Origin of the sequence: Pseudomonas sp. NPDC089569 (genome assembly GCF_050280625.1) — a bacterium.
Taxonomy (GTDB): Bacteria; Pseudomonadota; Gammaproteobacteria; order Pseudomonadales; family Pseudomonadaceae; genus Aquipseudomonas.
In genome coordinates this window covers 22,158-48,014 of sequence record NZ_JBNNVQ010000036.1, presented here as the reverse complement: position 1 = coordinate 48,014, position 25,857 = coordinate 22,158, and the positions used below count along the sequence as shown (strand labels likewise).

Here is a 25,857-nt window from a genome sequence, read left to right as displayed (position 1 = left end):
ATAACGCGATGTGCCAGGACGGACGTTTTCGTTTGTAGGAGCGAGGCTCGCCCGCGAAGAACGATAACGCGGTGTACCAGGACAGACGTTTTCGCTTGTAGGAGCGAGGCTCGCCCGCGAAGAACGATAACGCGATGTGCCAGGACAGACGTTTTCGTTTGTAGGAGCGAGGCTCGCCCGCGAAGAACGATAACGCGATGTGCCAGGACGGACGTTTTCGTTTGTAGGAGCGAGGCTCGCCCGCGAAGAACGATAACGCGGTGTACCAGGACAGACGTTTTCGCGAGCAGGCTCGCTCCTACAGGGAGATGTGTTTTGCCAAATAATTCATTCTGGTTATATAAAAATTCTTAAATAGTCTTTTTAAGAATATCTGCGTCTCTCTACTATGGGTCCCAAGCCGCAAGCAGTACAGCCACTGCCAGGCACCCCCACAGTCGAAGGAGCAGCACCCATGAGCGCATCCCTGCGTAGCGTTGACGGCCAGGACGAAGCAACCATTCTGCGGGAAATCCAGAGCGCCCTGCGCGATCTGCGGTTTGGCGCCGTGGAGATCACCGTGCACAACGCACAGGTGGTGCAGATCGAACGCAAAGAAAAATTCCGCTTGCAGAACCCGGGCAACAAACCGGCCTGAGGATAACGAGCCTTGCGTAGGCGCTGCCGAAGGCTGCGATCTTTGAACAGGCCCCGCGATTCCAGAAATCCATAAAAAAGCCAACACACCAAAAGAATTCCAGGAGCTTTCACCATGTCGTCGATTCGCCACTTCGCTTTGGCCGCCCTGGCCAGCGCCCTGTTCGCCGGTTCTGCAGTCGCCAAGGATTACGAACTGCTCAATGTGTCGTATGACCCGACCCGTGAGCTGTACCAGGACTACAACGCCGAATTCACCAAGTTCTGGCAGAAGGAACACGCCGGCGACACGGTGAAAATCCAGCAATCCCATGGCGGCTCCGGCAAGCAGGGCCGGGCGGTGATCGATGGCCTGCGTGCCGATGTGGTGACCCTGGCACTGGCCGGTGACATCGATGAAATCGCCAAGCTCGGCAAGACCCTGCCGGCGGATTGGCAGAAGCGCCTGCCCGAAGCCAGCACGCCTTACACCTCGACCATCGTGTTCCTGGTGCGCAAGGGCAATCCGAAGGGCATCAAGGACTGGGGCGACCTGGTGAAGAACGATGTGTCGGTCATCACGCCTAACCCGAAAACCTCCGGCGGTGCGCGCTGGAACTTCCTCGCGGCGTGGGCCTACGGCCTCAAGGCCAACGGCGGTGACGAAGCCAAGGCCAAGGAATACGTGCAAACGCTGTTCAAGCATGTGCCGGTACTGGACACCGGTGCTCGCGGCTCGACCATCACCTTCGTCAACAACGGTCAGGGTGACGTGTTGCTGGCCTGGGAAAACGAAGCCTTCCTGGCGTTGAAAGAAGAGGGCGGCGCCGACAAGTTCGACATCGTCGTGCCTTCACTGTCCATTCTCGCCGAACCGCCGGTGGCGGTGGTCGACAAGAATGCCGAGAAGAAGGGCAATGCCGAGATCGCCGAAGCGTACCTCAAGCACCTGTACAGCCCGGCGGGCCAGGAAATCGCGGCGAAAAACTTCTATCGTCCACGTGACAAGGACGTCGCCGCCAAATACGCCCAGCAGTTCCCGAAACTGGAACTGGTGAGCATCGACAAGGACTTCGGCGGGTGGAAAACCGCACAGCCGAAATTCTTCAACGACGGTGGCGTGTTCGACCAGATCTACCAGGCGCAGTAAAAAATACTGTAGGAGCGAGCACGCTCGCGATGGACGCCAACGATAACGCGGGAAACCTGATTCCCCGCGGTGTCGTTGGGTTTCTCGCGAGCGTGCTCGCTCCTACAGTCGTAACTATCTGTTAACCAAGGACTTTTATGTCGCGTCGTATCTCCCCCGTCATACCCGGCTTCGGGCTGACGCTGGGCTACACCTTGGTGTACCTCAGCCTGATTGTGCTCATACCGCTGGCAGCCATGTTCGTGCATGCCGCTCAACTCACCTGGGATCAGTTCTGGGCAATCATCTCGGCGCCAAGGGTGCTGGCGGCATTGAAGCTGAGCTTCGGCACTGCGCTATACGCCGCAGTCATCAACGGCATCATCGGCACGCTACTGGCCTGGGTATTGGTGCGCTATACCTTCCCTGGACGCAAAGTCATCGATGCAATGATCGACTTGCCCTTCGCGTTGCCCACCGCCGTGGCCGGTATTGCACTGACCGCGCTGTACACCCCCACGGGCCTGGTGGGGCAGTTTGCGGCGGATCTGGGTTTCAAGATCGCCTATACCCCTTTGGGGATCACCCTTGCCCTCACTTTTGTGACACTTCCATTCGTAGTACGTACCGTACAGCCAGTATTGGCCGATATACCCCGGGAGGTGGAAGAAGCCGCAGCGTGCCTGGGTGCCAAACCCTTGCAGATTTTCCGCCATATCCTGGTACCGGCCCTGTTGCCCGCCTGGCTGACCGGTTTCGCCCTGGCCTTTGCCCGTGGGGTTGGTGAGTACGGTTCGGTGATTTTCATCGCCGGCAACATGCCGATGAAAACCGAGATCCTGCCGTTGCTGATCATGGTCAAGCTCGACCAGTACGATTACACCGGCGCTACCTCCATTGGTGTACTGATGCTGGTGGTTTCCTTCATCCTGTTGCTGCTGATCAACCTGCTGCAGCGGCGCATCGAAACCCCATAGGGAGGAGTGCGACATGTCCCAATCGTCTATTGCCGCCGCTTCCTCGAACGCGGCCCGTCGCGGCAGCGCAGTGTCGCGGCGCATCCTGATTGGCCTTGGCTGGCTGATTTTTGCGCTGTTCTTGTTATTGCCGTTGTTCATCGTCGTGTCCCAGGGCCTGAAACTCGGCCTTGGCGCATTCTTCACCGCGATCTTCGAACCGGATGCACTGTCGGCCCTGAAGCTCACGGTGATTGCCGTGCTGGTCTCGGTGCCGTTGAACCTGGTGTTCGGTGTCAGTGCCGCCTGGTGCGTGAGCAAGTACACGTTCCGTGGCAAGAGCATGCTGGTGACCCTGATCGACCTGCCGTTCTCGGTGTCGCCGGTCATTGCAGGTCTGGTCTATGTGCTGATGTTCGGTGCCCAGGGCGTATTCGGTCCCTGGTTGCAGGATCACGACATTCAGATCGTCTTCGCCTTGCCGGGCATCGTGCTGGCGACGATTTTTGTCACCGTCCCTTTTGTGGCGCGCGAGCTGATCCCGCTGATGCAGGAGCAGGGCACCCAGGAAGAAGAAGCTGCACGCCTGCTCGGCGCCAATGGCTGGCAGATGTTCTGGCACGTGACTGTGCCGAACATCAAATGGGGCCTGATCTACGGCGTGGTGTTGTGCACCGCGCGGGCCATGGGTGAGTTCGGTGCGGTGTCGGTGGTTTCCGGGCACATTCGCGGGGTGACCAACACCCTGCCGCTGCACGTCGAGATCCTCTACAACGAATACAACCACGTGGCCGCGTTCGCCGTGGCGAGCCTGTTGCTGATCCTGGCGCTCTTCATCCTGCTGCTCAAGCAGTGGAGCGAAAACCGTATCAACCGCCTGCGCGCCAGCGCCGCGGAGGAATAATTCATGTCGATCGAAGTGCAAAACGTCAGCAAGAACTTCAACGCATTCAAGGCGCTGAACAACATCAGCCTGGACATTCACAGCGGCGAGCTGGTGGCGTTGCTGGGGCCGTCCGGCTGCGGCAAGACCACGTTGTTGCGGATCATCGCCGGCCTGGAAACCCCGGATCAGGGCAATATCGTCTTCCACGGCGAAGACGTTTCCGGGCACGACGTGCGTGATCGCAATGTCGGTTTCGTGTTCCAGCACTACGCGTTGTTCCGCCACATGACGGTGTTCGACAACGTCGCCTTCGGCCTGCGCATGAAGCCGAAAAACCAGCGCCCGAGCGAAAGCCAGATCGCGACCAAGGTGCATGAGCTATTGAACATGGTGCAGCTGGACTGGTTGTCGGATCGCTACCCGGAACAACTCTCCGGCGGTCAGCGCCAGCGTATCGCCCTGGCACGAGCCCTGGCGGTGGAACCGAAGGTCCTGCTGCTCGACGAACCGTTCGGCGCCCTCGATGCCAAGGTCCGCAAGGAACTGCGCCGCTGGCTGGCGCGCCTGCACGAGGACATCAACCTGACGTCGGTGTTCGTGACCCACGACCAGGAAGAAGCGATGGAAGTCGCCGACCGTATCGTGGTGATGAACAAGGGCGTGATCGAACAGATCGGCGCACCGGGCGACGTCTACGAAAACCCGGCCAGCGATTTCGTCTATCACTTCCTCGGTGACTCGAACCGGCTGCATCTGGGCGAAGACCGGCACGTGCTGTTCCGACCGCACGAAGTGTCGCTGTCACGGCATGAGCTGCAAGACCATCACGCGGCTGAAGTGCGGGATATCCGGCCGCTGGGCGCGACCACCCGGGTGACGCTCAAGGTTGAAGGGCAGAGCGATCTGATCGAGGCCGAAGTGGTGAAGGATCACGACAGCCTGATCGGCCTGGCCAAGGGCGAAACCTTGTTCTTCAAGCCCAAGGTCTGGCAGAAAGTCGCCAACCTTTAAGATCAAAAGCATCGCGAGCAGGCTCGCTCCCACAGGTATTGGGGATCTGTAGGAGCGAGGCTCGCCCGCGAACGCGATCTAAACAGCAGCGCGATGCGGATTGACCCGCACACCACCCGCCCGCGCCTCGATCTGCTCTTTCAGGTCATGCCGCATCCCCAGCATGAATGCCAGCTCGGCCACCACAAACAGCGGCCCGACAATCAATCCCGAGACATCGTCGACAAACGCCGGTTTGCGCCCTTCGTAGTGATGCCCGACAAACTGAATCGCCCAGCCTCCCACAAACATCCCCAGGCCGCTTGCCAGCCAGACCAGCGTGCTTTGCTGAGCCAGTACCTGACCGGCCCAGACACACAGTCCCAGCAGCACTGTCATCAACACACCGAGGCGTAGCTCAAGGCGCAGGTAGAACCACGCCGAAGCCAGCGATGCCAGCACCGCCGGCGAAAGCCAGCCCCCGCCCCATTGCGGACGTGACAACAGCACGGCGACTGCGACCACAATCAGCGGGATGCCGACAAAGTGGCTGGCAATGTTGCGCGGATCGCGGTGGTAGGCGGCGTATTGGCTGAGATAATCGACGAGGCTTTTTTTCATTGTTGTTCCTCCTGTAGGGTGACTGATCATGCCTCGGGGCCATTTTCCGCTCTGTCAGCCAGGCGACAATCTCTAGGAGTTTTCATGGATATGCAGGTCTGTCGTGCGCGCCTGATGCGCGGCCAGTGGTTCAGCCATCTGCCTGTGTCCCTTCAGGATAGCCTGCTGGCTGCGGCACGGGTGCGGCACTTGGCTGCGGGGCAGCGCCTGTTCCAGCGCGGCGATCGACCCTGCGGCCTGTACGCGGTACTCGAGGGCGCGGTGCGCATCGGCGCCGTGAATGAACAGGGCAAGGAGGCGTTGCTCAGCCTGGTCGAGGCGCCGCACTGGTTCGGTGAAATCTGCCTGTTCGATGGCCAGCCACGCACCCACGACGCTTTTGCCATGGGGCCGTGCACGCTGTTGCACATCCCGCACGCCACGCTGATCGCATTGCTGGACGAACATCCGGTGTACTGGCGGCAACTGGCGTTGCTGATGAGCCAGAAACTGCGCCTGACCTTCATCAATCTCGAACAGTTGAGCCTGATGCCGGCCCCGGTTCGCCTGGCGCATCGCCTGCTGATGATCGCCGAAGGCTATGGCGAAATCGACGAGCCACGGCGCATCCTGCAACTGCCGCAGGAACAGTTGGCATCGCTGCTGTCACTCTCGCGCCAGACCACCAACCAGATCCTCAAGGATTTGCAGGGGCAGGGGATTATCGGACTGAGTTACGGCGAGATCGAAATTCTCGACCCTGTGCGGTTGCGGGCATTGGCCACGATCTGACACTGCTGCAAATCCAGCATTGATATTGCCTGACCTGACGCCATCGCGGGCAAGCCTGCTCCCACAAGGTTTTTCTGTGTTGCATAGATAGCATTCACACCAGAGATCCCTGTGGGAGCTGGCTTGCCAGCGATGGCGTCAACCCAGACGTCCCACATGTCGGATCAATCAGCGCAACCCGTCGCGAAACTGCCCCGGCGTCATCCCGGTCCAGCGCTTGAAGGCGCGACTGAAGCTGCTGGTGTCGGCAAACCCCAGCAAATAACTGATCTCGCTCAGCGAAACCTGCGGGTCGCGCAGGTGCAGGAGTGCCAGGTTCTCGCGGCTCTCATTGAGCAGCGTATCGAACCGGCAACCCTCGTCCGCCAGGTGCCGTTGCAGGCTGCGCAGGCTCAGGTGCAAAGCCTTGGCGATGTGTTCGGCACTGGGCTCGCCTTCCGGCAATTGCTCCTCGATGGCATCACGAACCTTGCGCTCCCACGTCAGCGGCTTGAGTTGCGCCAGGGTGCGCTTGAGCACGGTTTCGTTGTGCTCGGCCAATTCCGGGTTGGCGTCGTCCAGGTGGCTGTCGAAATCGCTGAGCGCGAACTCCAGCCGGTCTTCGTCGGTATCGAAATGCACCGGTGAACGAAACACCTTGTGCCATTGGTGCGGGTCTTCGGGCTCCGGGCGCCGCAGGTACACCGCCAATGGCGCGTAATCGCGGCCCAGGCGGTTGCGGCAGGTGCGAACGTAAATCGCGGTGAAAGCATCGATGGCTTCGTAAGCCGGGGCGGGATTGCCTGGCGGGATCTTCAGGCGAAAGCGGTAGCAGTCTTCGGTGCGGATCAGTTCCAGTTCCAGGGCATCGCTGACCACAGGGTGATAACGCACGATACGTTCGAAGACTTCACGCAGGCTGCCGCTGGCCACCAGGGCATAACCGAGGGCGTGAAACGTGGTCGGGCTGACGAAGCGCGAAACGCGCAGGCCAATCGCCGGATCGCCGCTGACCTGCACCGCCAGTTCCCACAGGCGCGTGGTGCCGGACAACGGGTAACGGGCGTTGGGGTCGTCCATCAAGTGCGGATCGAGCCCGGCTTGCTGGCACAGTGCCGTGCTGTCGAGGCCCAAGGCATCGAGCTGCTTGCGCAAGGCGCGGGTCCAACTGGCGAGGGACGTGGGTTCAGTCATGCTGATTGGCGCTTCCGGTCAACAGGTTGGCGTTCACGGCTACCGCTACGACAGGTTGCAACAGGCAGGATGCGAACATCAATAACCAGAGGATGGAAGCATGCACGGTACTTCTGCAAGTCCCCAGCGACTGAATGCAACTCAGCGATCAGCGCATATTCGTGAAGTGGTATTGGCCAAGGGTGTCGAGTTGCGCGAACGCTACCCGATTCTCAAGCATCAGGATGCGATGAGCGCGGGCATCCTGACCTTCGCGCTGGCCGGGATGGTCGGTTCGGCGGCGCTCTACTTGGCCGGGCACATGGCGTGGTGGGCGTGCCTGCTGCTCAATGCGTTTTTCGCCTCGCTGACCCATGAGCTGGAACACGACCTGATTCACAGCATGTACTTCCGCAAACAGCGGGTGCCGCACAACCTGATGATGGGGCTGGTGTGGCTGGCGCGACCGAGCACGATCAACCCATGGATTCGCCGCAACCTGCACCTCAACCATCACAAGGTGTCGGGCAGCGAGACGGATGTGGAAGAGCGCGCCATCACCAACGGCGAGCCCTGGGGAATCGCCCGGCTGCTGATGGTGGGCGACAACATCATGTCGTCCTTCATCCGCATGCTGCGGGCCAATACCTGGGCCATGAAACTCAGCATCATCAAGCGCACCTTGAAGGCCTACGCGCCGCTGGCCCTGATGCACTGGGGCGCGTGGTACGTATTCCTCGGCTTCCATGGCGCCAATGGCATCGCCCATTTGCTGGGCGCACCGATCGAATGGTCGGCCACGACACTCTCGGTGATGCAAGTCATCGACATCGCCGCGGTGGTCATCATCGGCCCGAACGTGTTGCGCACCTTTTGCCTGCACTTCATCAGCTCGAACATGCACTACTACGGCGATATCGAGCCGGGCAACGTGATGCAGCAATGCCAGGTGTTGAACGCCTGGTGGTTGTGGCCGTTGCAGGCGTTCTGCTTCAACTTCGGCAGCAGCCATGGCATCCATCACTTTGTGGTGAAGGAGCCGTTTTACATCCGCCAGTTGACGGTGCCGGTGGCACACAAGGTGATGCGTGAAATGGGTGTTCGCTTCAACGATTTCGGTACGTTCACCCGTGCGAACCGGTTTGTGCGCAAGGAAGCTGCAAACACGCAGCCTGTGCGCGCCGCTCAGGCTTGAGCCAGAGCTCCCGGAAACTCAAATGCCAAGGACTCGTCATCATTCTGACCCAAAGGGACGCTAAGTTGTGAAGCAAGCCACGGAAGGCTTGGCGATCAATGCGGGGGAGATGTGCTTATGCGTTTTCGGTCTATTAAGGTAAGTAAATATTCCTTTAATGGATAACCGATTTCGCTAATCATTGCCCTTCAGGGTTGTTGAACAATGCTGACAGATTCTGAGTTTCCGGGGCCGTCTCCTTGGCAGGGTGCGGCCCCTTTTTTTGCCTTTGGGAAGCATTGACCTCTGTAGGAGCGAGCATGCTCGCGATGGACGTCAACGATAACGCGAGAAGCCTGACACTCCACGGCGTTCTCAGGTTCATCGCGAGCGTGCTCGCTCCTACAGGGAGCAGTGGCGCGTTTGATATTCTATATTGATCTTAATAAATATCTTCTTATTCCTTAACGAATATAATTCTCCTCCCTATACTCGACCGGGAACTGACACGCCGCAGGAGAGCTTCCCCATGCGCAACGAATCCATTCGCTATCTGATTGTGCCGGGCTGGCAAGGATCGCCAGAGGATCATTGGCAAAGCCACTGGCAGAACAGCCTGCCCAACAGTGCACGGGTGGAGCAGGCCGACTGGTTGACGCCACGTCGAGAAGACTGGGTCGCGGCACTGGCTGAAGCCATTGCTGCCGACAGCACGCCGGTCATCCTGATTGCCCACAGCCTGGGTTGCATCACGGTTGCGCATTGGGCGGCGACGGCGCCCTTGCCGCTTTTGCGTCAGGTGCGTGGTGCCTTGCTGGTCGCACCGGCCGATGTCGAGCGCCCTGCCTGTGCGCCGGCGCTGCGTAACTTTGCACCGATTCCTGTCGACCTGTTGCCGTTTCCGAGCCAGGTGGTCAGCTCCGACAACGACGCTGCCGTCAGCGCGCCACGGGCGCTGGAGCTGGCACGCAACTGGGGCGCGGAGGCGGGGATTCTGGCGGGCGCCGGGCATATCAACGTGAAGTCCGGTCACCAGCGCTGGGAGCAGGGTTTCGCCTATCTGTATCGCCTGCAAAACCGCATGGAACATCACGCGCTGCTCCGCGCTTGAACCTTTTTTCTCTCTTTTAGAAAACGCCCCCGTCTCCCGGCGGTTTGGGCGGGAGTCTGTCATGAATATTGAATCTTTCGGTCAGCCACTGCTGACCTTTCCCGACGCCGAAAAGAGTCCCCTGAGCATTCGCGCCAAGGCGCTGGTGTTCGTCGATCCGCGTTCGCGGCAATTGCGCCGTGAGCTGGAGCAACTGGCGCCACGCTCGATCTCGGTACTGATTCGTGGTGAGACCGGCACCGGCAAGGAATTGCTGGCGCGGCACATCCATCGTGAAAGTGAACGCGGTGGGCTGTTCGTCTCGGTCAATTGCGCTGCGATCAGCCCGACCTACGCCGACGCCGAATTGTTCGGCTACGCCGCAGGCAGCTACAGCGGTTCGGCCAGCAGCCGTGCCGGCTGGTTCGGTTCGGCCAACGGCGGGACACTGTACCTGGACGAAATCGGTGATTTGCCGTTGCCGATCCAGATCAAACTGCTCGCGGCCCTGGAAAATCACGAAGTGACCCGTGTCGGGGCGCATCAGCCTGGCCCGGTGGATGTGCGTCTGGTCGCGGCCACCAGCATCGACCTGGCCCAGGCTGTCGCCGCCGGCAAGTTCCATGAACGGCTTTATCACTACCTTCGCGAAGGCCAGCTGGAATTGCCGGCATTGCGCGAGCGAGTGGGGGATATCCTGCCGCTGGCGGAATACTTCCTTGGCATTTACAGCCAGCGTCTGGACCTTGTAGTGCCATTGATCAGCGAAGCGGCGCAGCGGGTGCTGGAGTGGCACAGCTGGCCAGGCAATACCCGTGAGCTGGAGAACGTCATTCACTTTGCCCTGTTGGTCAGCACCGGCGACGAGATTTTGCCGGAGCATCTGAATTTGCCCGAGTTCACGCAGCTTGAGCACAAGCTCATGCATATTCTGCGCAACGGAACACCCGCCGAAAAAGCAGCGCTTCAACAACTCCTGTAGGAGCGAGCACGCTCGCGATGGTCGTTAACGATGACGCTGGGTGCCTGCATGCCCGCGGTGCCTGTGCCTCCATCGCGAGCGTGCTCGCTCCTACATGAGCAAAATGGAATATGAAACTGAATAAAGGTTATTTTCCGGGAATAAAAAATCCCGGTATTGTCCGCCTCACGCCAGCGATAGCACTTCACTGGCACTCTCATTTCAAGCCGTCGCCACAAGCGACTGTGATTTTCGATAAGGACACTGCATGAAAAAGGTTCTGTTGTTCACCGCACTGGCGGCTGCCCTGACCGCGGGTCTGGCCCAGGCTGGCGAAAAACTGGTGGTTGCGGCTACCCCGATTCCACACGCTGAAATCCTTGAGCTGATCAAGCCAACCCTGGCCAAAGAAGGCGTTGACCTGGAAATCAAGGTCTTCACCGACTACGTGCAGCCAAACGTGCAAGTCGACCAGAAGCGTCTGGACGCCAACTACTTCCAGACCCTGCCGTACCTCAAGAGCTTCAACGAAGGCAAAGGCACCCACCTGGAAACCGTGATCGGTGTTCACGTTGAACCCTTCGGCGGCTACTCGAAGAAAGTCAAAACCCTGGCCGAGCTGAAAGACGGCGCGACCATCGCCATTCCTAACGAAGGCAGCAACAGCGGCCGTGCCTTGATCCTGCTGCAGAAGGCTGGCCTGATCGAGTTGAAAGACCCGAAAAACGCCCTGGCCACCCCGAAAGACATCGCCAAGAACCCGCACAACTTCAAGTTCAAGGAGCTTGAGTCCGCGATGTTGCCGCGTGTGCTGGATCAGGTCGACCTGGACATGATCAACACTAACTACGCGCTGGAAGCGGGCCTGAACCCGGCCAAAGATGCACTGGTGATCGAAGGCGCGGATTCGCCTTACGTGAACTTCCTGGTAGCGCGTCCGGACAACAAGGACAGCGCCGCCATCCAGAAACTGGCCAAGGCCCTGACCAGCCCGGAAGTCAAAGCCTTCATCGAGAAGAAGTACAGCGGCGCGGTACTGCCAGCGTTCTGATTCGCCAGGTAAACCCCTTCAAGGTTTCCAACGCCGACGGCTGATGCAGCGTCGGCGTTTTTTTTGCGTTTTAGCTGATCGTTCCCACGCTCCGCGTGGGAATGCAGCCCGTGACGCTCCGCGTCACGACGGTGCACGGCTCTGCACTCTGGTGAAGCTGGAACGCAGAGCGTCCCGGGAGGCGTTCCCACGCGGAGCATGGGAACGATCAAATCCAGTTATCGCCATCGCGAGCAGGCTCGCTCCCACAGGCGTCACCCGAACCCTGTGGGAGCGAACCTGCTCGCGATGGCGGTCGTCCAGTCGTTCACTAATCCGGCCAATGCCATGCAGGCTCATCAAGCACTCGTTGCCCGACGATCCCCGTCTGCCCGAGGTTTTTCTCCAGCACGATGCAATTGCACTCAGGGTCTTGCTGCAAGGCGGAAATCAATCGGCGTGCGTGGGAGACGACCCACACCTGGCACTGCTGCGAGGCGCGGATGATCAGCCTGGCCAGCGCTGGCAGCAGGTCGGGATGCAGGCTGGTTTCCGGTTCGTTGAGTACCATCAGTGTCGGCGGTCTGGGGGTCAGCAGGGCCGCCACCAACAGCAGATAGCGCAAGGTGCCATCCGACAGCTCCGCGGATGACAAGGGCCGCAGTAATCCTTCTTGAAAAAACTCGATGGCGAACCGTCCACCGGCCAGTGACGCGATGTTCAGTCGTGCACCGGGAAAGGCGTCACTGATCGCGGCGCGCAGCGCCTCGGGGTCGCCGATTTCGATGATGGTCTGCAAGGCGGCCGCCAGGTCGCGTCCGTCGTGGTGCAGCACCGGGGTGCGGGTGCCGAGTTGCGGTTGGCGCGCGGGCGCGTCGGCGTCGCTGCGAAAGTGGTCATAAAAACGCCAGCGGCGGATGAACTCACGCAGTTCCAGTACCTCCGGCGATGTACGCAGACTGCCGACCTGATCGAACAGGCTGTCGAAGTTCGGCGTGTGCTGTGCCAGCACGTCCCAATTGCGATTGGCGCGGCCGCGAATCATCGGGCCGTCGCGATCCACCAGCAGGCTGGCCGGGCGATAGAACGGCCCGGCCCAGATGCATTCACGCTTGATTTGCGGGTCGAGGCTGAAGCGGGAAGGGATGGGAGCACTGTGCCCGGGCAGCATGAAATGGCCGCTGGACTCGGGCAGGCCGAGGCTGATCGAGTAACCGAAGTCCTCACCGGCAAACCCCAGGCGCAGGCGTTTGGGGCCCTTGCGTACTGCGGATTCGATGGCAACTTCACCTTTTTGCATGCGCCGGCTGATGACTTCCGGCCCGGCCCAGAAGGTTGAATCCAGCCCACCCTCACGGGCCAGCGCATTGACCACACCGCCCTGAGCGGTTTCCGCCAGCAGGCGCAATGCGCGGTAGAGATTGGATTTGCCGCTGCCGTTAGGGCCGGTGATCAGGTTCAAGCGACCCAGCGGGATCACCAGCTTGTTGATCGAGCGGTAATTGGCGACCGCGAGGGTTTTGAGCATGTTGGAAGTCCCGAAGCCTATTGCAGTGGTGTTCAGGCCACCCTGGCCTTCAGTGCCCTGCGCAAGGCCACCAGCAACTTCACGATGTCCTGCGGATCCAGCGGTTGTGGCCCTTTCATGGTTGCCATTTTTCTCTTCCTTGTGAGTGGTCGGCCGGGAGTCTGGCCAAAAGCGGTCCGTCCTTGGAGGAGCAATTCGAAAAAAAGATCCTTCCTACGGCGCAGGGGAACATAGCTGTCTTCCATTGCCACAGTAAACCCGCGAAACGTTTTTCCCGGAAGGACTGGTAGTTCTGTCAGGTGTTGGAAAACCCTTGCTGATGCAAGCTGGGGTCTTTACGCAGAGGCTGTCGTGATGAATACCTCAAGAAAATCCCTGGTTCGTTATCGCTACGATGCACTGGATAGATTGACTGCGCTTGAACCGACCGGTCAGACAAGGCTGCAACGGTTTTACCGTCACGAACATCTGGTGACGCAGCTGCAAGGTCAGTCTGCGCAGACGGTGTTCCAGCACGACAGGCAACTGCTGGCGGAACAACAGCGTATGGGTGATGACATCGACAGTCGATTGCTGGCGACCGATCAGCAACGGTCGGTCATGCAGTTCATGGAACAGGGTGAGTCGGTACGATAGGTCTATGCGCCTTATGGGCATCGCAGGACTCGACGTGGTCCTGGCAGCCTGTTGGGTTTCAACGGCGAAGTGATCGATCCGCTCACCGGCCACTATTTGCTGGGTAACGGGCATCGCGCATTCAATCCGGTGCTGATGCGCTTCAACAGCCCGGACAGCTTGAGCCCGTTTGGGCGCGGCGGGTTGAACCCGTATGCGTATTGCCTGGGCGATCCGGTGAATTTCAGTGATCCGACGGGGAAAATATCCGAGATCAATCTTATCGGGATTATTTTCAGCGGCGTGGTCCTCGCGACTTCGTTGATCACTCTGGCTCCTGCTGTGCCTTTCCTGCTCGCAAAAAATGCAATTGCTGGAGGAGTTCTAACGTCCGGTCAGTCTGTCAGGACCATGGTGGGGGCAGTTTCAGGCGCACTGGCGGGGCCAATGGCTGTTGTCGGTGCGGCGGCTGGTGTGGCGCGAGCAGTCATTCAAGAGGTCGACCCCGATTCCCCCGCACTGAAGTATTTGGCCTGGACGTCGCTGATTGCAGGTTCCACAGCCCTGCTTGCGCGGGGTGGCTCATACTGGGCTGCACGTGATCCCAAGACAATTCCAGCGTTGAAGGGTTTTGAGCGCCCACCTGCAAAAGCGACTGGTGAGACACCGCCGGCTCCGATTACGCCCGCAGTGGGAACGTCTATGGGGCAGAGATTTTCCTTTCTCGAACGCACCAACAATGACAGACGCTCAAAACAGGGATTCAGTCGATACGGGCAAGACATTCGCAAGCACTAAAAATAGAACGCGAATCAAGGCCCGTTTGTTAAATGACACCGACACCACAATGAGGAACACAATCCCCGCGGTTTTTTGCCGCAACACCGTGCGCCCTCCAAACCCTGATCTAAGCTGACAGACGTATTGCGCCCGCAAAACGCAAAGGAGTCTGCATGGCTGGTCCCGGATTGAAATTAGTGCTTGGCCTGAGCCTGCTGGCTTTGCTGACAGCGTGTGATGAAACAAAACCGACCGAGAAGAATCGGCCACGGGTTTTCGTACAGGTAGTGAAGCCTTCTGATTATGCCGCCAGCGTTACCCTGACCGGTGACGTACAGGCGCGGGTGCAGACCGAACTGTCGTTTCGCGTCGGCGGCAAGATCATTCAGCGCATGGTCGATGTCGGTGACCGGATTGCCGCCAAACAGGTGCTGGCAAAACTCGACCCCAAAGACCTGCAAACCAGCCTCGACTCGGCGCAGGCACAGGTTGTCGCCGAGCAGGCCAAGGTCACGCAGAACGCCGCGGCTTTCGTGCGCCAGCAAAAACTCCTGCCCAAGGGTTACACCAGTCAAAGCGAATACGATTCCGCGCAAGCGGCGTTGCGCAGCAGCCAGAGTTCGTTGGCGGCGGCCCAGGCGCAACTGGCCAATGCCAAGGACCAACTGAGCTATACCTCATTGATCTCCGAGGCGCCGGGGGTCATTACTGCGCGGCAGGCGGAAGTCGGTCAGGTGGTACAGGCCACGGTGCCGATTTTCAGTCTGGCCCAGGACGGCGAGCGCGACGCGGTGTTCAACGTCTATGAATCGCTGCTGATCGAGCCGCCGGCGGACAGAACGGTGGTGGTCAGCCTGCTCGATAACCCTTCGATCAAAACCACCGGCACCGTGCGTGAGGTTACACCTGCGGTCTCCGAGCAGACCGGCACGGTGCAGGTCAAGGTCAGCCTCGGCAACTTGCCGCCAGGCATGCAATTGGGCTCGGTGGTGAGTGCAACCGGCACCACCCGAGGCAAGGCTGCGGTGCAGTTGCCCTGGTCGGCGCTGACCAAAGACGTCAGCAAACCCGCCGTGTGGCTGGTTGATGACGAGGGCAAGGCACAATTACACCCGGTCACCGTTGGCCGCTACCTGACCGGAAAAGTCATCATCAGCGCAGGCTTGAACGGTGGCGAAAAAGTCATCATCGCCGGTGGCCAGTTGCTGCACCCGGGCGTGAGCGTGGAAATCGCCGAAAACACCTACAAGGAACTGGCCACGGAGGCTCAGCCATGAAGCGCCTGCTAGTGGTCGTTGCCGGCGTGATGCTGGCCGCTTGCGAGAAAAAAGAGCTGCCGCCGGAACCGGTTCGCCCCGTGCTGTCGGTTGAAGTTCGGGCACAGGGCGAGCAAAACCTCGGGCGCTTTGCCGGCAACATCCAGGCGCGCTACGAAAGCAACGTCGGTTTCCGTGTGCCGGGGCGTATTGCCAGCCGCGCCGTTGACGTTGGCGCGCAAGTGGAAAAGGGTGCCTTGCTGGCCTCGCTCGACCCCAGCGATCAACAGAACCAGTTGCGCTCGGCGCAAGGCAACCTGGCAAGCGTCCAGGCGCAATTCATCAATGCCCAGGCGACCGCGCGGCGGCAACAGGACCTGTTCGATCGCGGCGTTGGCGCCCAGGCGCAACTCGATGCCGCGCAAACCGATCTGAAAACCACCCAGGCCTCCCTCGATCAAGCCAAGGCTGCCGTCGACCAGGCCAAGGATCAGCTCAATTACGTGGAATTGCGCGCCGACCACAAGGCCGTGGTCACTGCCTGGAATGCCGAGGCGGGCCAGGTCGTGACCGCCGGCCAACAGGTCGTGACCCTGGCGCAACCGGACATCAAGGAAGCCGTGATCGACCTGCCGGACACCCTGGTCGACCAGTTGCCCGCCGATGTGGTGTTTCAAGTCGCTTCGCAACTGAACCCGCAAATCAACACCACTGCCGTCATCCGGGAAATCGAACCCCAGGCCGAAAGCACCACGCGCACCCGCCGCGCGCGCCTGACCCTGGCCGACACCCCCACTGCCTTTCGCCTGGGCACGGCGATCAGCGTGACCTTGAGTTCTGCCATCAAGCCGCGAATCGAACTGCCGGCGAGCGCCTTGCAGCAATTGGAGGGCAAGAACCGCATCTGGGTCATCGACCCGCAGACGCAAACCGTTTCGCCCAGGGAGGTCAACCTCATCAGCCGCACTGACCGCAGCATCGTGCTGGCGGGCGGTGTGAAGACCGGCGAGCGTGTCGTCAGTGCCGGCGTGAACAGCCTCAAACCGGGGCAGAAAGTAAAAGTGGATGGGGGCAGCGCGCAATGAAAGGGAGCTTCAACTTATCCGAATGGGCGCTCAAGCATCAGTCGTTTATCTGGTACCTGATGTTCGTCGCGTTGTTGATGGGCGTGTTCTCCTACATGAACCTGGGCCGTGAGGAAGACCCTTCGTTCACCATCAAGACCATGGTGATCCAGACCCGCTGGCCCGGTGCGACGCAGGAAGAAACCCTCAAGCAGGTCACCGACCGCATCGAGAAGAAGCTCGAGGAGCTCGACTCCCTCGATTACGTGAAAAGCTACACCCGCCCGGGCGAATCCACGGTTTACGTGAACCTGCGCGACACCACCAAGGCCGAGGACATTCCGCAGATCTGGTATCAGGTCCGCAAGAAGATCAACGACATCCGCGGCTCCTTTCCCCAAGGCATTCAGGGGCCTTCGTTCAACGACGAGTTCGGTGACGTGTTCGGCTCGATCTATGCCTTCACCGCCGACGGCTTGTCGTTGCGCCAGTTGCGCGACTATGTCGAGCAGGCCCGCATCGAGATTCGCAGCGTGCCGGGGTTGGGCAAGGTCGAGATGATCGGCCAGCAGGATGAAGTGCTCTACCTGAATTTTTCCACGCGCAAACTGGCGGCGCTGGGCATCGATCAAGGCCAGGTGCTGCAGAGCCTGCAAACCCAGAACGCCGTGACACCGGCCGGGGTGATCGAGGCCGGTCCGGAGCGGATCTCGGTGCGCACATCGGGCCAGTTCATGTCCGAAAAAGACCTGGCTACTGTCAATTTGCGGGTCAATAACCGTTTCTATCGCCTGGCCGATATCGCCGAGATTCGCCGTGGCTATGTCGACCCGATGTCACCCGAGTTTCGCTACAACGGCCAGCAGGCCATCGGCCTGGCCATCGCCATGCAGAAGGGCGGCAACATTCAAGCCTTCGGCAAGGCACTGCACCAGCGCATCATTGAACTGACCGCCGATTTGCCGGTGGGCGTCGGTGTACACAACGTTTCCGATCAGGCGGTGGTGGTGGAAGAGGCGGTGGGCGGCTTCACCAGTGCCTTGTTCGAAGCGGTGGTGATCGTGTTGCTCGTCAGTTTTGTCAGCCTTGGGGTGCGTGCCGGGCTGGTGGTGGCGTGCTCGATTCCGCTGGTGCTGGCGATGGTCTTCGTGTTCATGGAATACAGCGGCATCACCATGCAGCGTATTTCCCTCGGTGCGTTGATCATCGCCCTGGGCCTGCTGGTGGATGACGCGATGATCACGGTCGAGATGATGGTGTCGCGCCTTGAACTGGGCGATACCAAGGATCAGGCCGCGACCTTTGCCTACACCTCCACAGCTTTTCCGATGCTCACCGGTACGCTAGTGACCGTCGCAGGTTTCGTTCCCATCGGGTTGAATGCCAGTTCCGCCGGTGAATACACCTTCACCCTGTTTGCGGTCATCGCGGTGGCGATGCTCGTGTCGTGGATTGTCGCGGTGCTGTTCGCCCCGGTGATCGGCGTGCACATCCTCAGCACGCAGGTCAAACCCCACTCCGAAGAACCCGGGCGCCTGGGGCATGCGTTCAACGCAGGCTTGCTCTGGAGCATGCGCAATCGCTGGTGGGCCATCGGCATCACCGTGCTGCTGTTCGTGGCGTCGGTGCTGGGCATGCGCTTTGTGCAGAACCAGTTTTTCCCGAACTCCGATCGCCCGGAAATTCTGGTGGACCTGAACCTGCCGCAAAACGCCTCCATCGACGAAACCCGCAAAGCGGTGGACAAGTTTGAAGCAACGCTCAAGGGTGACCCGGACATCGTGCGCTGGAGTACCTACATCGGCCAGGGTGCGATCCGCTTCTACCTGCCCCTCGACCAGCAACTGCAAAACCCGTACTACGCGCAACTGGTGATCGTCAGCAAGGATTTCGAGGCTCGCAAAGCCCTCAGCGATCGTTTGAGCGAGCGCCTGCGCAAAGACTTCGTCGGCATCGGCAGCTACGTGCATGCCCTGGAAATGGGCCCGCCGGTCGGGCGGCCGATCCAGTATCGGGTCAGCGGCGGTGACATCGATCAGGTGCGCAAGCATGCCATCGAGCTGGCCACGGAGCTGGACAAGAGCCCGTACATCGGCGAGATCATTTACGACTGGAACGAGCCCGGCAAGGTCCTGCGCATCGACATCGCCCAGGACAAGGCGCGCCAGCTGGGCCTTTCCTCCGAAGATGTGGCGAACCTGATGAACAGCATTGTCAGCGGCTCGACCGTGACCCAGGTCGACGATGATATCTACCTGATCAACGTGGTCGGGCGTGCGGTGGATGCCGAGCGTGGCACGCCGGAAACCTTGCAGAACCTGCAGATCGTCACGCCGAGCGGCACCTCGATCCCGCTGCTGGCCTTCGCCACCGTGCGTTACGAACTGGAGCAACCGTTGGTGTGGCGTCGCGACCGCAAGCCGACCATCACCATCAAGGCCGCCACCCTGGGCGACATTCAGCCCACTGACCTGGTGACCCTGCTCAAGCCGGATATCGACAAATTCGCCGCCGGGTTGCCGGCAGGCTTCAAGGTCGCCACGGGCGGTACGGTGGAGGAGAGCGGCAAGGCCCAGGGGCCGATTGCCAAGGTCGTGCCGTTGATGCTGTTTTTGATGGCCACCTTCCTGATGATCCAATTGCACAGCGTGCAGAAGCTGTTCCTGGTCGCCAGCGTGGCGCCGCTGGGCTTGATTGGTGTCGTGCTGGCGCTGGTGCCGACCGGAACGCCGATGGGCTTCGTGGCGATTCTGGGGATCCTCGCGCTGATCGGCATCATCATCCGCAACTCGGTGATTCTGGTGACCCAGATCGACTCGTTCGAGGCCGAAGGTTATTCACCCTGGGATGCCGTGGTGCAAGCCACCGAGCATCGTCGTCGGCCGATCCTGCTGACTGCTGCGGCCGCGAGCCTGGGCATGATCCCGATTGCCCGGGAAGTGTTCTGGGGACCGATGGCCTACGCGATGATCGGCGGCATCATCATCGCGACGCTGCTGACACTGCTGTTTTTGCCGGCGCTGTATGTGGCCTGGTACAAAATCCGCGAACCTCAGAAAGAGGTGCGGTAGAAGCGGGCGCTTTGCGCCCATCGCGAGCAGGCTCGCTCCCACAGAGGTACGCGGTCAACTGTGGGAGCGAGCCTGCTCGCGATGGCGTCAGCAAGGCTTACGCCAGACACTCGCCAACCAGGGCTGCTGCTCCCGCGGCAGCCCTGCCGGCCGGTAGTAATGCTCCAGCTCCACAAACCCCGCCTCACCCAGCAACCGCTGCCACGCCTGAAGGTCGTGATACGAGCCATAACGCGGCCCGTTCCAGCCTTCCTGATTCTCGCCACGGGGATTGGAGCTGAACAACACGCCACCGGGCTTCAGCGCCTCGCGCAGCTGCTGCAGCACCCGAGGCAATTCCTGGCGTGGGATGTGGAACAGCACGGCGTTGGCAAATATCCCGTCGAAACGTTCCGACGGTAAGGCGAGTTTCAAAAAGTCCTGCTGCCAGACCTCGCAACCACTGTCTTCACGGGCCATTTGCGCGAATTTTTCCGAACCGTCCAGCCCGACGGCCCTATGGCCCATGCGGGTGAAGGTCTGCAAATCACGGCCCGGCCCACAGCCAAAATCGAGAATGTCGAAAGGCGCCTCGCCCTGGATGTGCCGCAGCAATGCATCGATGTTCTGGCTGACATCGTGATCACGCGTGCCTTCGCGGAAACCTTCGGCCACCGAGTTGTAGTGGGCCAGGGTGGTTGTGGTGATCTGTTCGAGGTCGGCGGGGGTCTGCTTCATGGTGGGCTGTGAGGGTAATTGGGGTTGACCGAATATACGCCATCGCGAGCAGGCTCGCTCCCACAGGGGTATGCGGTTTCCTGTAGGAGCGAGCACGCTCGCGATGCACTCAAGAGCACCACGGGGCATCAGACGCCCCGCGTTATCGTTGACGACCATCGCGAGCTTGCTCGCTCCTACAGAGGGTGGGGGGGTTGGGTTAGCGCTTGTTCAGTCCGCGTGCCAGGCGGTCCCCGCCGAGCTGAATCAGCGCCACCAACGCCACCAGCAATACAATCACCGTCAGCATGATCTGGCTGTCGAAGCGCTGATAGCCATACCGATAGGCAATGTCCCCCAGTCCACCCGCACCAATGGCGCCGGCCATGGCCGAGGAGTTGATCATTGTCACCAGCGTAATGGTGAAGCCGCCGACGATCCCGGGCAGCGCTTCGGGCAGAAGCACGTGCCGCACGATGTGCCCGCGTCGGCAACCCATGGCTTGTGCCGCTTCGATCAAGCCATGGTCGACCTCGCGCAAACTCACCTCGGCAATGCGCGCGAAAAACGGTGTGGCCGCGATGGTCAGCGGCACCACGGCGGCCCAGACGCCGTAGGTGGTGCCGACGATCAGGCGGGTAAAAGGGATCAGCGCGACCATCAGGATCAAAAAGGGCACCGAGCGGAACAGGTTCACGAACGCGCCCAGCGCCCGGTTCACGGCCGGGGCTTCGTAGATGCCGCCCTTGGAGCTGGTGACCAGAATCACCGCCAGCGGAATACCCGCCAGCAGCGCGATCAGCGACGACACGCCAACCATCAGGAAGGTATCGATAAAACCTTGCAGCAAGCGATCAAACCACATAACCCAGCACCTCCACCTGTTGCGCCCAGAGGCTGGCGCGCAGGCGCAGCGCTTGTGCATCCAGTGACGAGCCGGTCACCGCCAGCAGCAGCTGCCCGATGGCGTGGCCCTGAATCCGCTCCACGCCTCCTTGCAGCAAACGCACGCGGCCGCCGAGGGTGCTGAACAGGGCGGCGATGTCGGGCTCGTCCTGGGCCGCGCCGGTAAATTGCAGGCGCAGCACCACGGCGTCTTCCGATGACTGTGGTTGAGCCTGCAAACGGCTTTGCAGTTCGGGCGGCAAGGCGTGCTGCAACGGCGCGAGCAAGGTCTTGCTGACTTCATGCTGCGGGTTGCCGAACACCTCCCACACCGGCCCCTGCTCAACAACGCGGCCGCGTTCGAGCACGACCACGCGATCACAGATCTCGCGAATCACCGCCATTTCGTGGGTGATCAAAATGATGGTCAGCCCCAGGCGCTGATTGATCTCGCGCAGCAGGCCAAGAATCGATTGCGTGGTTTCCGGGTCCAGCGCCGAGGTGGCTTCGTCGCACAGCAGAATCGCCGGGTCGTGCACCAGCGCGCGGGCGATGCCGACGCGCTGTTTCTGACCGCCGGACAGCTGCGACGGATAGGCCGCGTGCTTGCCTTGCAGGCCCACCAGCTCCAGCAGTTCACGGACTTTGCGCTCGCGTTGGGCCTTCGGTACGCCGGCGACTTTCAACGGCAGTTCGACGTTCTGCCAAACGGTCTTGGCCGACATCAGGTTGAAGTGCTGGAAGATCATGCCGATGCGCCGACGCAGCGCCACCAGCCGGTCGTCATCGAACTCGCCGATGTCGACCTGATCGATCAGCACCCGGCCGCTGCTCGGTCGTTCCAGGCGATTGATGGTGCGGATCAGCGACGACTTGCCGGCACCGCTGCGGCCGATGATGCCGAACACTTCGCCGCGCTGAATCGCCAGGTCGATGCCTTGAAGGGCGGGCACCGCGCCTTGCTGGCCGTCGTAGGTTTTACCCACGCCGATAAAACGCACATGGGCACGGTTGAGTTCGGGATGCAGCTCGGTGTGTTCCGCGCTTTGGGGTGTCGGGACTTGCAGTCGAAGTTGTGTGGCGGTCGTCATTTCAGCTCTCCCAACCGGCTTGATAGAGCTTGCCGTGGGCCTTGTCCAGGGCCGCACGTACCGCTGGCGAGTGCTGGTAGATGTCGACGAATTTGATCAGGCGCGGGTCGGTTTTGCTTTTCGGCTGAATCACGAACTGAATCACGTATTCCTTGTGGTCGAGGCCGTCGAACAGCAGCGCGGAGCCGGCATCGAAGGTCTTCGCCAGGCGGATGTAGGCCGGGTAACCCTGGACCAGATCGGCGTCATCGTAGGCGCGCACCAGTTGCACCGCCTCAACTTGCAGAATCTTGATTTTCTTCGGGTTGGCGACGATGTCCTCTTCGGTGGCCTTGTAGCCGACGCCGGGCTTGAGGGTGATCAAACCGGCCTTGGCCAGCAGCTGCAAGCCGCGACCGCTGTTGATCGGATCGTTGGCAATGGCGACGCTGGCACCCTGTGGCAATTCTTCGAAGCTCTTGTACTTCTTCGAGTAGAGGCCGACGTTGTTGATGATCCCCGGCGCGAATGGCACCAGATCAAAACCGGAAGCGGCCTTGGCGTTTTCCAGGAACGGGATGTGCTGGAAATAGTTCACGTCGATGTCGCCCGAAGCGAGGCTGACGTTCGGCGCGATCCAGTCACTGAATTCCACCAGCTCGACTTTCAGGCCTTGCTTGCCGGCCTCCTCGATGGCCGCTTCCAGCGGAATGGCAAAAGCGGCGGTGGTGCCGATTTTCAGTGGCGCGTCGGCGGCGAACACCACCGAGCTGAAGAGGCCGAGGGCCAGGGCCAGTGCTTTGACTGGGTGAGAGAAGTAGTTTTTGGTCATGATGGTTTATCCAGTCAGTGCATAAATGTTTGTTGTTTGTTTGGGCCTCATCGCGAGCAGGCTCGCTCCCACAGGGGATTGCGGTGCTCTTGTGGGAGCGAGCCTGCTCGCGATGCTCTTAGCGGCGAAACACGGAACCGGTGTGCTGCTGTGGCAGATACGCCCCTTCGCCAAACAGTTTTTCCCGCAAGCTGCCGTCGTCGTAGGCGGTCTTGTACGAGCCACGTCGCTGCAACTCCGGGATCACCAGTTCGATGAAGTCCACATAGCTCTCCGGCGTGACGATTCGCGTGAGGTTGAAGCCGTCGAGCCCGGTTTCGGCGATCCACGACTCCAGTTCGTCGGCCACCTGTTGCGGCGAGCCGACCACGGTGATGTAGCGCCCGCCCAGGGCGTGTTGTTCGAGCAATTTGCGACGGGTCCAGTCGTTGTTTTGCAGGTGCCTGGTGGCGGACTGGATGGCGTTGCTCTTGACGTACTGGATCGGTTCGTCGATGGCGTACTCGGAAAAATCGATGCCGGTGGAGGCCGAAAAATGTGCCACGCCCGCCTCGGCGCTCGCATAGCTCAGGTACTCCGCGTGTTTGCTCCAGGCCAACTCCTCGGTTTCGCCGACAATCACGTTCAGGCCCATGAACACCTTGATGTCCTCGGGGTTGCGCCCGGCCTCGATGGCGCTGGCGCGCACCTTGTCCACCTGCGCTTTGGTCGATGGCTTGTTCTGACCGCTGATGAACACGCACTCGGCATGCCGTCCGGCGAACAGCAAGCCGCGATCGGACGTGCCGGCCTGGAATAGCACCGGCGTGCGTTGCGGGGAGGGTTCGCACAGGTGATAACCCTCGACCTGATAGAACTCGCCCTTGTGCTCGACCTTGTGCACTTTGTCCGGCCGGGCATAGATCCGTTGCTGCGGATCGTTCAGCACCGCGCCGTTTTCCCAGCTGCCTTCCCAGAGCTTGTAGAGCACTTGCAGGTATTCGTCGGCCTGGTCGTAGCGACGGTCGTGCTCGACCTGTTCACTCAGGCCCATGGCCTTGGCGGCGCTGTCGAGATAGCCGGTGACGATGTTCCAGCCCACGCGGCCGCGACTCAGGTGATCGAGGGTCGACATGCGCCGGGCGAACAGGTACGGCGGCTCGTAGGTGAGGTTGGCGGTCAGGCCGAAACCGAGGTTTCTGGTGACTGCCGCCATGGCCGACACCAGCAGCAGCGGGTCGTTGACCGGTAACTGGATCGACTCTTTGAGCGGCACATCCACCGAGTTCTGGTAGACGTCGTAGACGCCGACGATGTCGGCGATGAACAAGCCGTCGAACAGCCCGCGTTCGAGCAACTGCGCCAGTTCGGTCCAGTATTCGATGGTCTTGTATTGGGTGGAATTGTCCCGTGGGTGCGTCCACAGGCCATGGTTGATGTGCCCGATGCAGTTCATGTTGAACGCGTTGAGCAGGATCTTTTTCTTCGCGCCTGAAGCGTTACTCATCAGATCGTCCCCCGCAGCGGAGGGTTTTGATCGTTGAGGTAGTAGTTGCCCACGGCGTGATACTTCCAGCGCACCGGGTCGTGCAGCGTATGCACCCGGGCATTGCGCCAGTGACGATCGAGGCCGTGTTCGCTCAGGGTCGCCTGGCTGCCGGACAGTTCGAACAGCGTACTGCCGGCGGCGAGGGAGATTTCGGTGCTGATCGCCCGCGCTTCGGCGACGGCAATCGAGGCGGCGGCGACGGTGTCGGCATTGGTGTCGGCCTGGGCCCTGTCGAGGTATTCACCGGCGCGTTCGAGCAAGGCTTCGGCGGCATGCAGGCGAATGCTCAAGTGGCCGAAACTCTTGATCGTCAGCGGGTCTTTGGTCGCACTGTCGTTGCCCGAATCGATCCATGGGCGGGTTTTGGTGCGCACGAAGTGCAGCGCGTCCTCATAGGCGGCACGGGCAATGCCGGTGTCGATGGCGGCATGGAGAATCTGCGCCAGCGGACCGACCGGCGTGGGTCGCTCGAAAGCGCTTTGAAACGGGATCACGTCTTCGGCTGCAACCTGCACGTCTTCGAACACCACCGAGCCGCTGCCGGTGGTGCGCTGGCCGAAGCCGCTCCAGTCGTCGATCACGCTCAGGCCTTTGCTGTCGCGCGGGACGAACGCCAATTGCTGCACGCCGTTTTCATCCACCACGGAAGTCGGAATGCGCTGTGCGTAAATCGCGCCGGTGGCGTAGAACTTGCGACCGTTGATGCGATAGCCGTTACCGTCACGGGTGAGGCGGGTCACGCGATCATGGGCTGTCCGGGTGCCGAGTTCGGCCAGGGCATTGCCGAAGCGCTGGCCGGCCAATACTTCGGCGTACAGGCGTTTTTTCTGCTCTTGGCTGCCATTCACCCGCAGCACTTCCAATGCATAAAAATGGTTTTGCGGGATTTGCCCCAGCGAGCCATCGGCCTGGGCGATCAGCGCGATGACCTTGGCCAACGTGACGTTGGAGACCCCGGCACCGCCGAAGGCCTTGGGCACGCTGATGCCCCAGAGGCCGGAGCGGGAAAAGACATCCAGTTCCGCGTGCGGCAAACGGCGTTCGCGGTCACGCAGGGCGCTGTCGCGCTTGAAGTCTTCAGCCAGGTCGCTGGCGACGACCAGAGCTTGCTCATCGCTGGCGATGACGGCGACATGTTGAGAAGTGCTCATGTAGTT

The 25,857-nt window shown here is 60.7% G+C and carries 24 protein-coding genes; 15 read left to right on the top strand and 9 right to left on the bottom strand.

Annotation, left to right across the window (positions count from 1 at the left end):
* The first annotated feature begins 454 nt into the window (after window positions 1–454).
* The 5 genes from oscA (at window position 455) to ACQKP2_RS16270 (ending at window position 4,597) form a co-directional block, all read left to right on the top strand.
* A complete protein-coding gene (gene oscA / locus ACQKP2_RS16290; RefSeq protein WP_056847244.1) occupies window positions 455–637 on the top strand; it encodes a sulfur starvation response protein OscA in 183 nt (60 codons plus the stop codon).
* 114 nt (window positions 638–751) lie between these two features.
* Window positions 752–1,765, top strand: coding sequence for a sulfate ABC transporter substrate-binding protein (locus ACQKP2_RS16285; protein ID WP_427577838.1), 1,014 nt, complete (start codon window positions 752–754; stop codon window positions 1,763–1,765).
* A 137-nt stretch (window positions 1,766–1,902) separates the two neighbouring features.
* Complete coding sequence (gene cysT, locus ACQKP2_RS16280) at window positions 1,903–2,721, top strand: sulfate ABC transporter permease subunit CysT (RefSeq protein WP_427577836.1); 819 nt, start codon at window positions 1,903–1,905, stop codon at window positions 2,719–2,721.
* A 13-nt stretch (window positions 2,722–2,734) separates the two neighbouring features.
* On the top strand, window positions 2,735–3,604 hold the full coding sequence (cysW, locus tag ACQKP2_RS16275; protein ID WP_427577835.1) for a sulfate ABC transporter permease subunit CysW: 870 nt from the start codon (window positions 2,735–2,737) through the stop codon (window positions 3,602–3,604).
* Window positions 3,605–3,607: 3 nt separating this feature from the next.
* A complete protein-coding gene (locus ACQKP2_RS16270; RefSeq protein WP_427577834.1) occupies window positions 3,608–4,597 on the top strand; it encodes a sulfate/molybdate ABC transporter ATP-binding protein in 990 nt (329 codons plus the stop codon).
* A 78-nt stretch (window positions 4,598–4,675) separates the two neighbouring features.
* Here ACQKP2_RS16270 and ACQKP2_RS16265 read toward each other — a convergent pair whose 3' ends face one another.
* Window positions 4,676–5,197, bottom strand: coding sequence for a DUF962 domain-containing protein (locus ACQKP2_RS16265; protein ID WP_427577832.1), 522 nt, complete (start codon window positions 5,195–5,197; stop codon window positions 4,676–4,678).
* A gap of 84 nt (window positions 5,198–5,281) precedes the next feature.
* Here ACQKP2_RS16265 and ACQKP2_RS16260 point away from each other — a divergent pair, with 84 nt between their 5' ends.
* Window positions 5,282–5,968, top strand: coding sequence for a Crp/Fnr family transcriptional regulator (locus ACQKP2_RS16260; protein ID WP_427577831.1), 687 nt, complete (start codon window positions 5,282–5,284; stop codon window positions 5,966–5,968).
* 168 nt (window positions 5,969–6,136) lie between these two features.
* Here the strand turns inward: ACQKP2_RS16260 and ACQKP2_RS16255 are convergent, their stop codons facing one another.
* Window positions 6,137–7,141: an AraC family transcriptional regulator gene (locus ACQKP2_RS16255; RefSeq protein WP_427577829.1), complete on the bottom strand. Its 1,005-nt coding sequence runs from the start codon at window positions 7,139–7,141 to the stop codon at window positions 6,137–6,139.
* A 100-nt stretch (window positions 7,142–7,241) separates the two neighbouring features.
* Between ACQKP2_RS16255 and ACQKP2_RS16250 the strand changes: the two genes are divergently transcribed.
* From ACQKP2_RS16250 to ACQKP2_RS16235, 4 genes are all read left to right on the top strand, one after another.
* The gene (locus ACQKP2_RS16250) at window positions 7,242–8,315 is read left to right on the top strand and encodes a fatty acid desaturase (RefSeq protein ID WP_427577828.1); all 1,074 of its coding nucleotides are present in this window, start codon (window positions 7,242–7,244) and stop codon (window positions 8,313–8,315) included.
* A 508-nt stretch (window positions 8,316–8,823) separates the two neighbouring features.
* A complete protein-coding gene (locus ACQKP2_RS16245; protein ID WP_427577827.1) occupies window positions 8,824–9,405 on the top strand; it encodes an alpha/beta hydrolase in 582 nt (193 codons plus the stop codon).
* Window positions 9,406–9,466: 61 nt separating this feature from the next.
* Window positions 9,467–10,366, top strand: coding sequence for a sigma 54-interacting transcriptional regulator (locus ACQKP2_RS16240; RefSeq protein WP_427577825.1), 900 nt, complete (start codon window positions 9,467–9,469; stop codon window positions 10,364–10,366).
* A 247-nt stretch (window positions 10,367–10,613) separates the two neighbouring features.
* Window positions 10,614–11,396 carry a MetQ/NlpA family ABC transporter substrate-binding protein gene (locus tag ACQKP2_RS16235; RefSeq protein WP_368556474.1) on the top strand — a complete coding sequence of 261 codons (783 nt, stop codon included), beginning with the start codon at window positions 10,614–10,616 and terminating at the stop codon, window positions 11,394–11,396.
* A gap of 310 nt (window positions 11,397–11,706) precedes the next feature.
* On the opposite strand, the gene ACQKP2_RS16230 is transcribed toward ACQKP2_RS16235, so the two are convergent.
* On the bottom strand, window positions 11,707–12,903 hold the full coding sequence (locus ACQKP2_RS16230) for an AAA family ATPase (RefSeq protein WP_427577823.1): 1,197 nt from the start codon (window positions 12,901–12,903) through the stop codon (window positions 11,707–11,709).
* 354 nt (window positions 12,904–13,257) lie between these two features.
* Here ACQKP2_RS16230 and ACQKP2_RS16225 point away from each other — a divergent pair, with 354 nt between their 5' ends.
* The 5 genes from ACQKP2_RS16225 (at window position 13,258) to ACQKP2_RS16205 (ending at window position 19,689) form a co-directional block, all read left to right on the top strand.
* Entirely contained in the window at window positions 13,258–13,539 is a 282-nt protein-coding gene (locus ACQKP2_RS16225) for a hypothetical protein (RefSeq protein WP_427577822.1), read from the top strand.
* Between the two features lie 51 nt (window positions 13,540–13,590).
* The gene (locus ACQKP2_RS16220; protein ID WP_427577820.1) at window positions 13,591–14,316 is read left to right on the top strand and encodes an RHS repeat-associated core domain-containing protein; all 726 of its coding nucleotides are present in this window, start codon (window positions 13,591–13,593) and stop codon (window positions 14,314–14,316) included.
* A 155-nt stretch (window positions 14,317–14,471) separates the two neighbouring features.
* Entirely contained in the window at window positions 14,472–15,575 is a 1,104-nt protein-coding gene (locus ACQKP2_RS16215) for an efflux RND transporter periplasmic adaptor subunit (protein WP_427577818.1), read from the top strand.
* Window positions 15,572–16,639 carry an efflux RND transporter periplasmic adaptor subunit gene (locus ACQKP2_RS16210; RefSeq protein ID WP_427577817.1) on the top strand — a complete coding sequence of 356 codons (1,068 nt, stop codon included), beginning with the start codon at window positions 15,572–15,574 and terminating at the stop codon, window positions 16,637–16,639. The genes ACQKP2_RS16215 and ACQKP2_RS16210 overlap by 4 nt, the downstream gene beginning before the upstream one ends.
* Entirely contained in the window at window positions 16,636–19,689 is a 3,054-nt protein-coding gene (locus ACQKP2_RS16205; protein WP_427577816.1) for an efflux RND transporter permease subunit, read from the top strand. Before ACQKP2_RS16210 ends, ACQKP2_RS16205 begins: the two co-directional genes overlap by 4 nt.
* Window positions 19,690–19,776: 87 nt before the next feature.
* Here ACQKP2_RS16205 and ACQKP2_RS16200 read toward each other — a convergent pair whose 3' ends face one another.
* The 6 genes from ACQKP2_RS16200 to ACQKP2_RS16175 form a co-directional block, all read right to left on the bottom strand.
* Window positions 19,777–20,406, bottom strand: coding sequence for a class I SAM-dependent methyltransferase (locus ACQKP2_RS16200; RefSeq protein ID WP_427577814.1), 630 nt, complete (start codon window positions 20,404–20,406; stop codon window positions 19,777–19,779).
* 199 nt (window positions 20,407–20,605) lie between these two features.
* Window positions 20,606–21,250, bottom strand: coding sequence for a methionine ABC transporter permease (locus ACQKP2_RS16195; protein ID WP_427577812.1), 645 nt, complete (start codon window positions 21,248–21,250; stop codon window positions 20,606–20,608).
* Window positions 21,240–22,361: a methionine ABC transporter ATP-binding protein gene (locus ACQKP2_RS16190; RefSeq protein ID WP_427577810.1), complete on the bottom strand. Its 1,122-nt coding sequence runs from the start codon at window positions 22,359–22,361 to the stop codon at window positions 21,240–21,242. Before ACQKP2_RS16190 ends, ACQKP2_RS16195 begins: the two co-directional genes overlap by 11 nt.
* 1 nt (window position 22,362) lies before the next feature.
* A complete protein-coding gene (locus ACQKP2_RS16185) occupies window positions 22,363–23,172 on the bottom strand; it encodes a MetQ/NlpA family ABC transporter substrate-binding protein (RefSeq protein WP_427577809.1) in 810 nt (269 codons plus the stop codon).
* Window positions 23,173–23,290: 118 nt separating this feature from the next.
* Window positions 23,291–24,658 (bottom strand): LLM class flavin-dependent oxidoreductase, encoded by a 1,368-nt coding sequence (locus tag ACQKP2_RS16180; RefSeq protein ID WP_427577807.1) that lies wholly within the window; start codon window positions 24,656–24,658, stop codon window positions 23,291–23,293.
* Window positions 24,658–25,851: an SfnB family sulfur acquisition oxidoreductase gene (locus tag ACQKP2_RS16175; RefSeq protein ID WP_427577806.1), complete on the bottom strand. Its 1,194-nt coding sequence runs from the start codon at window positions 25,849–25,851 to the stop codon at window positions 24,658–24,660. The genes ACQKP2_RS16180 and ACQKP2_RS16175 overlap by 1 nt, the downstream gene beginning before the upstream one ends.
* Between the last annotated feature and the right edge of the window lie 6 nt (window positions 25,852–25,857).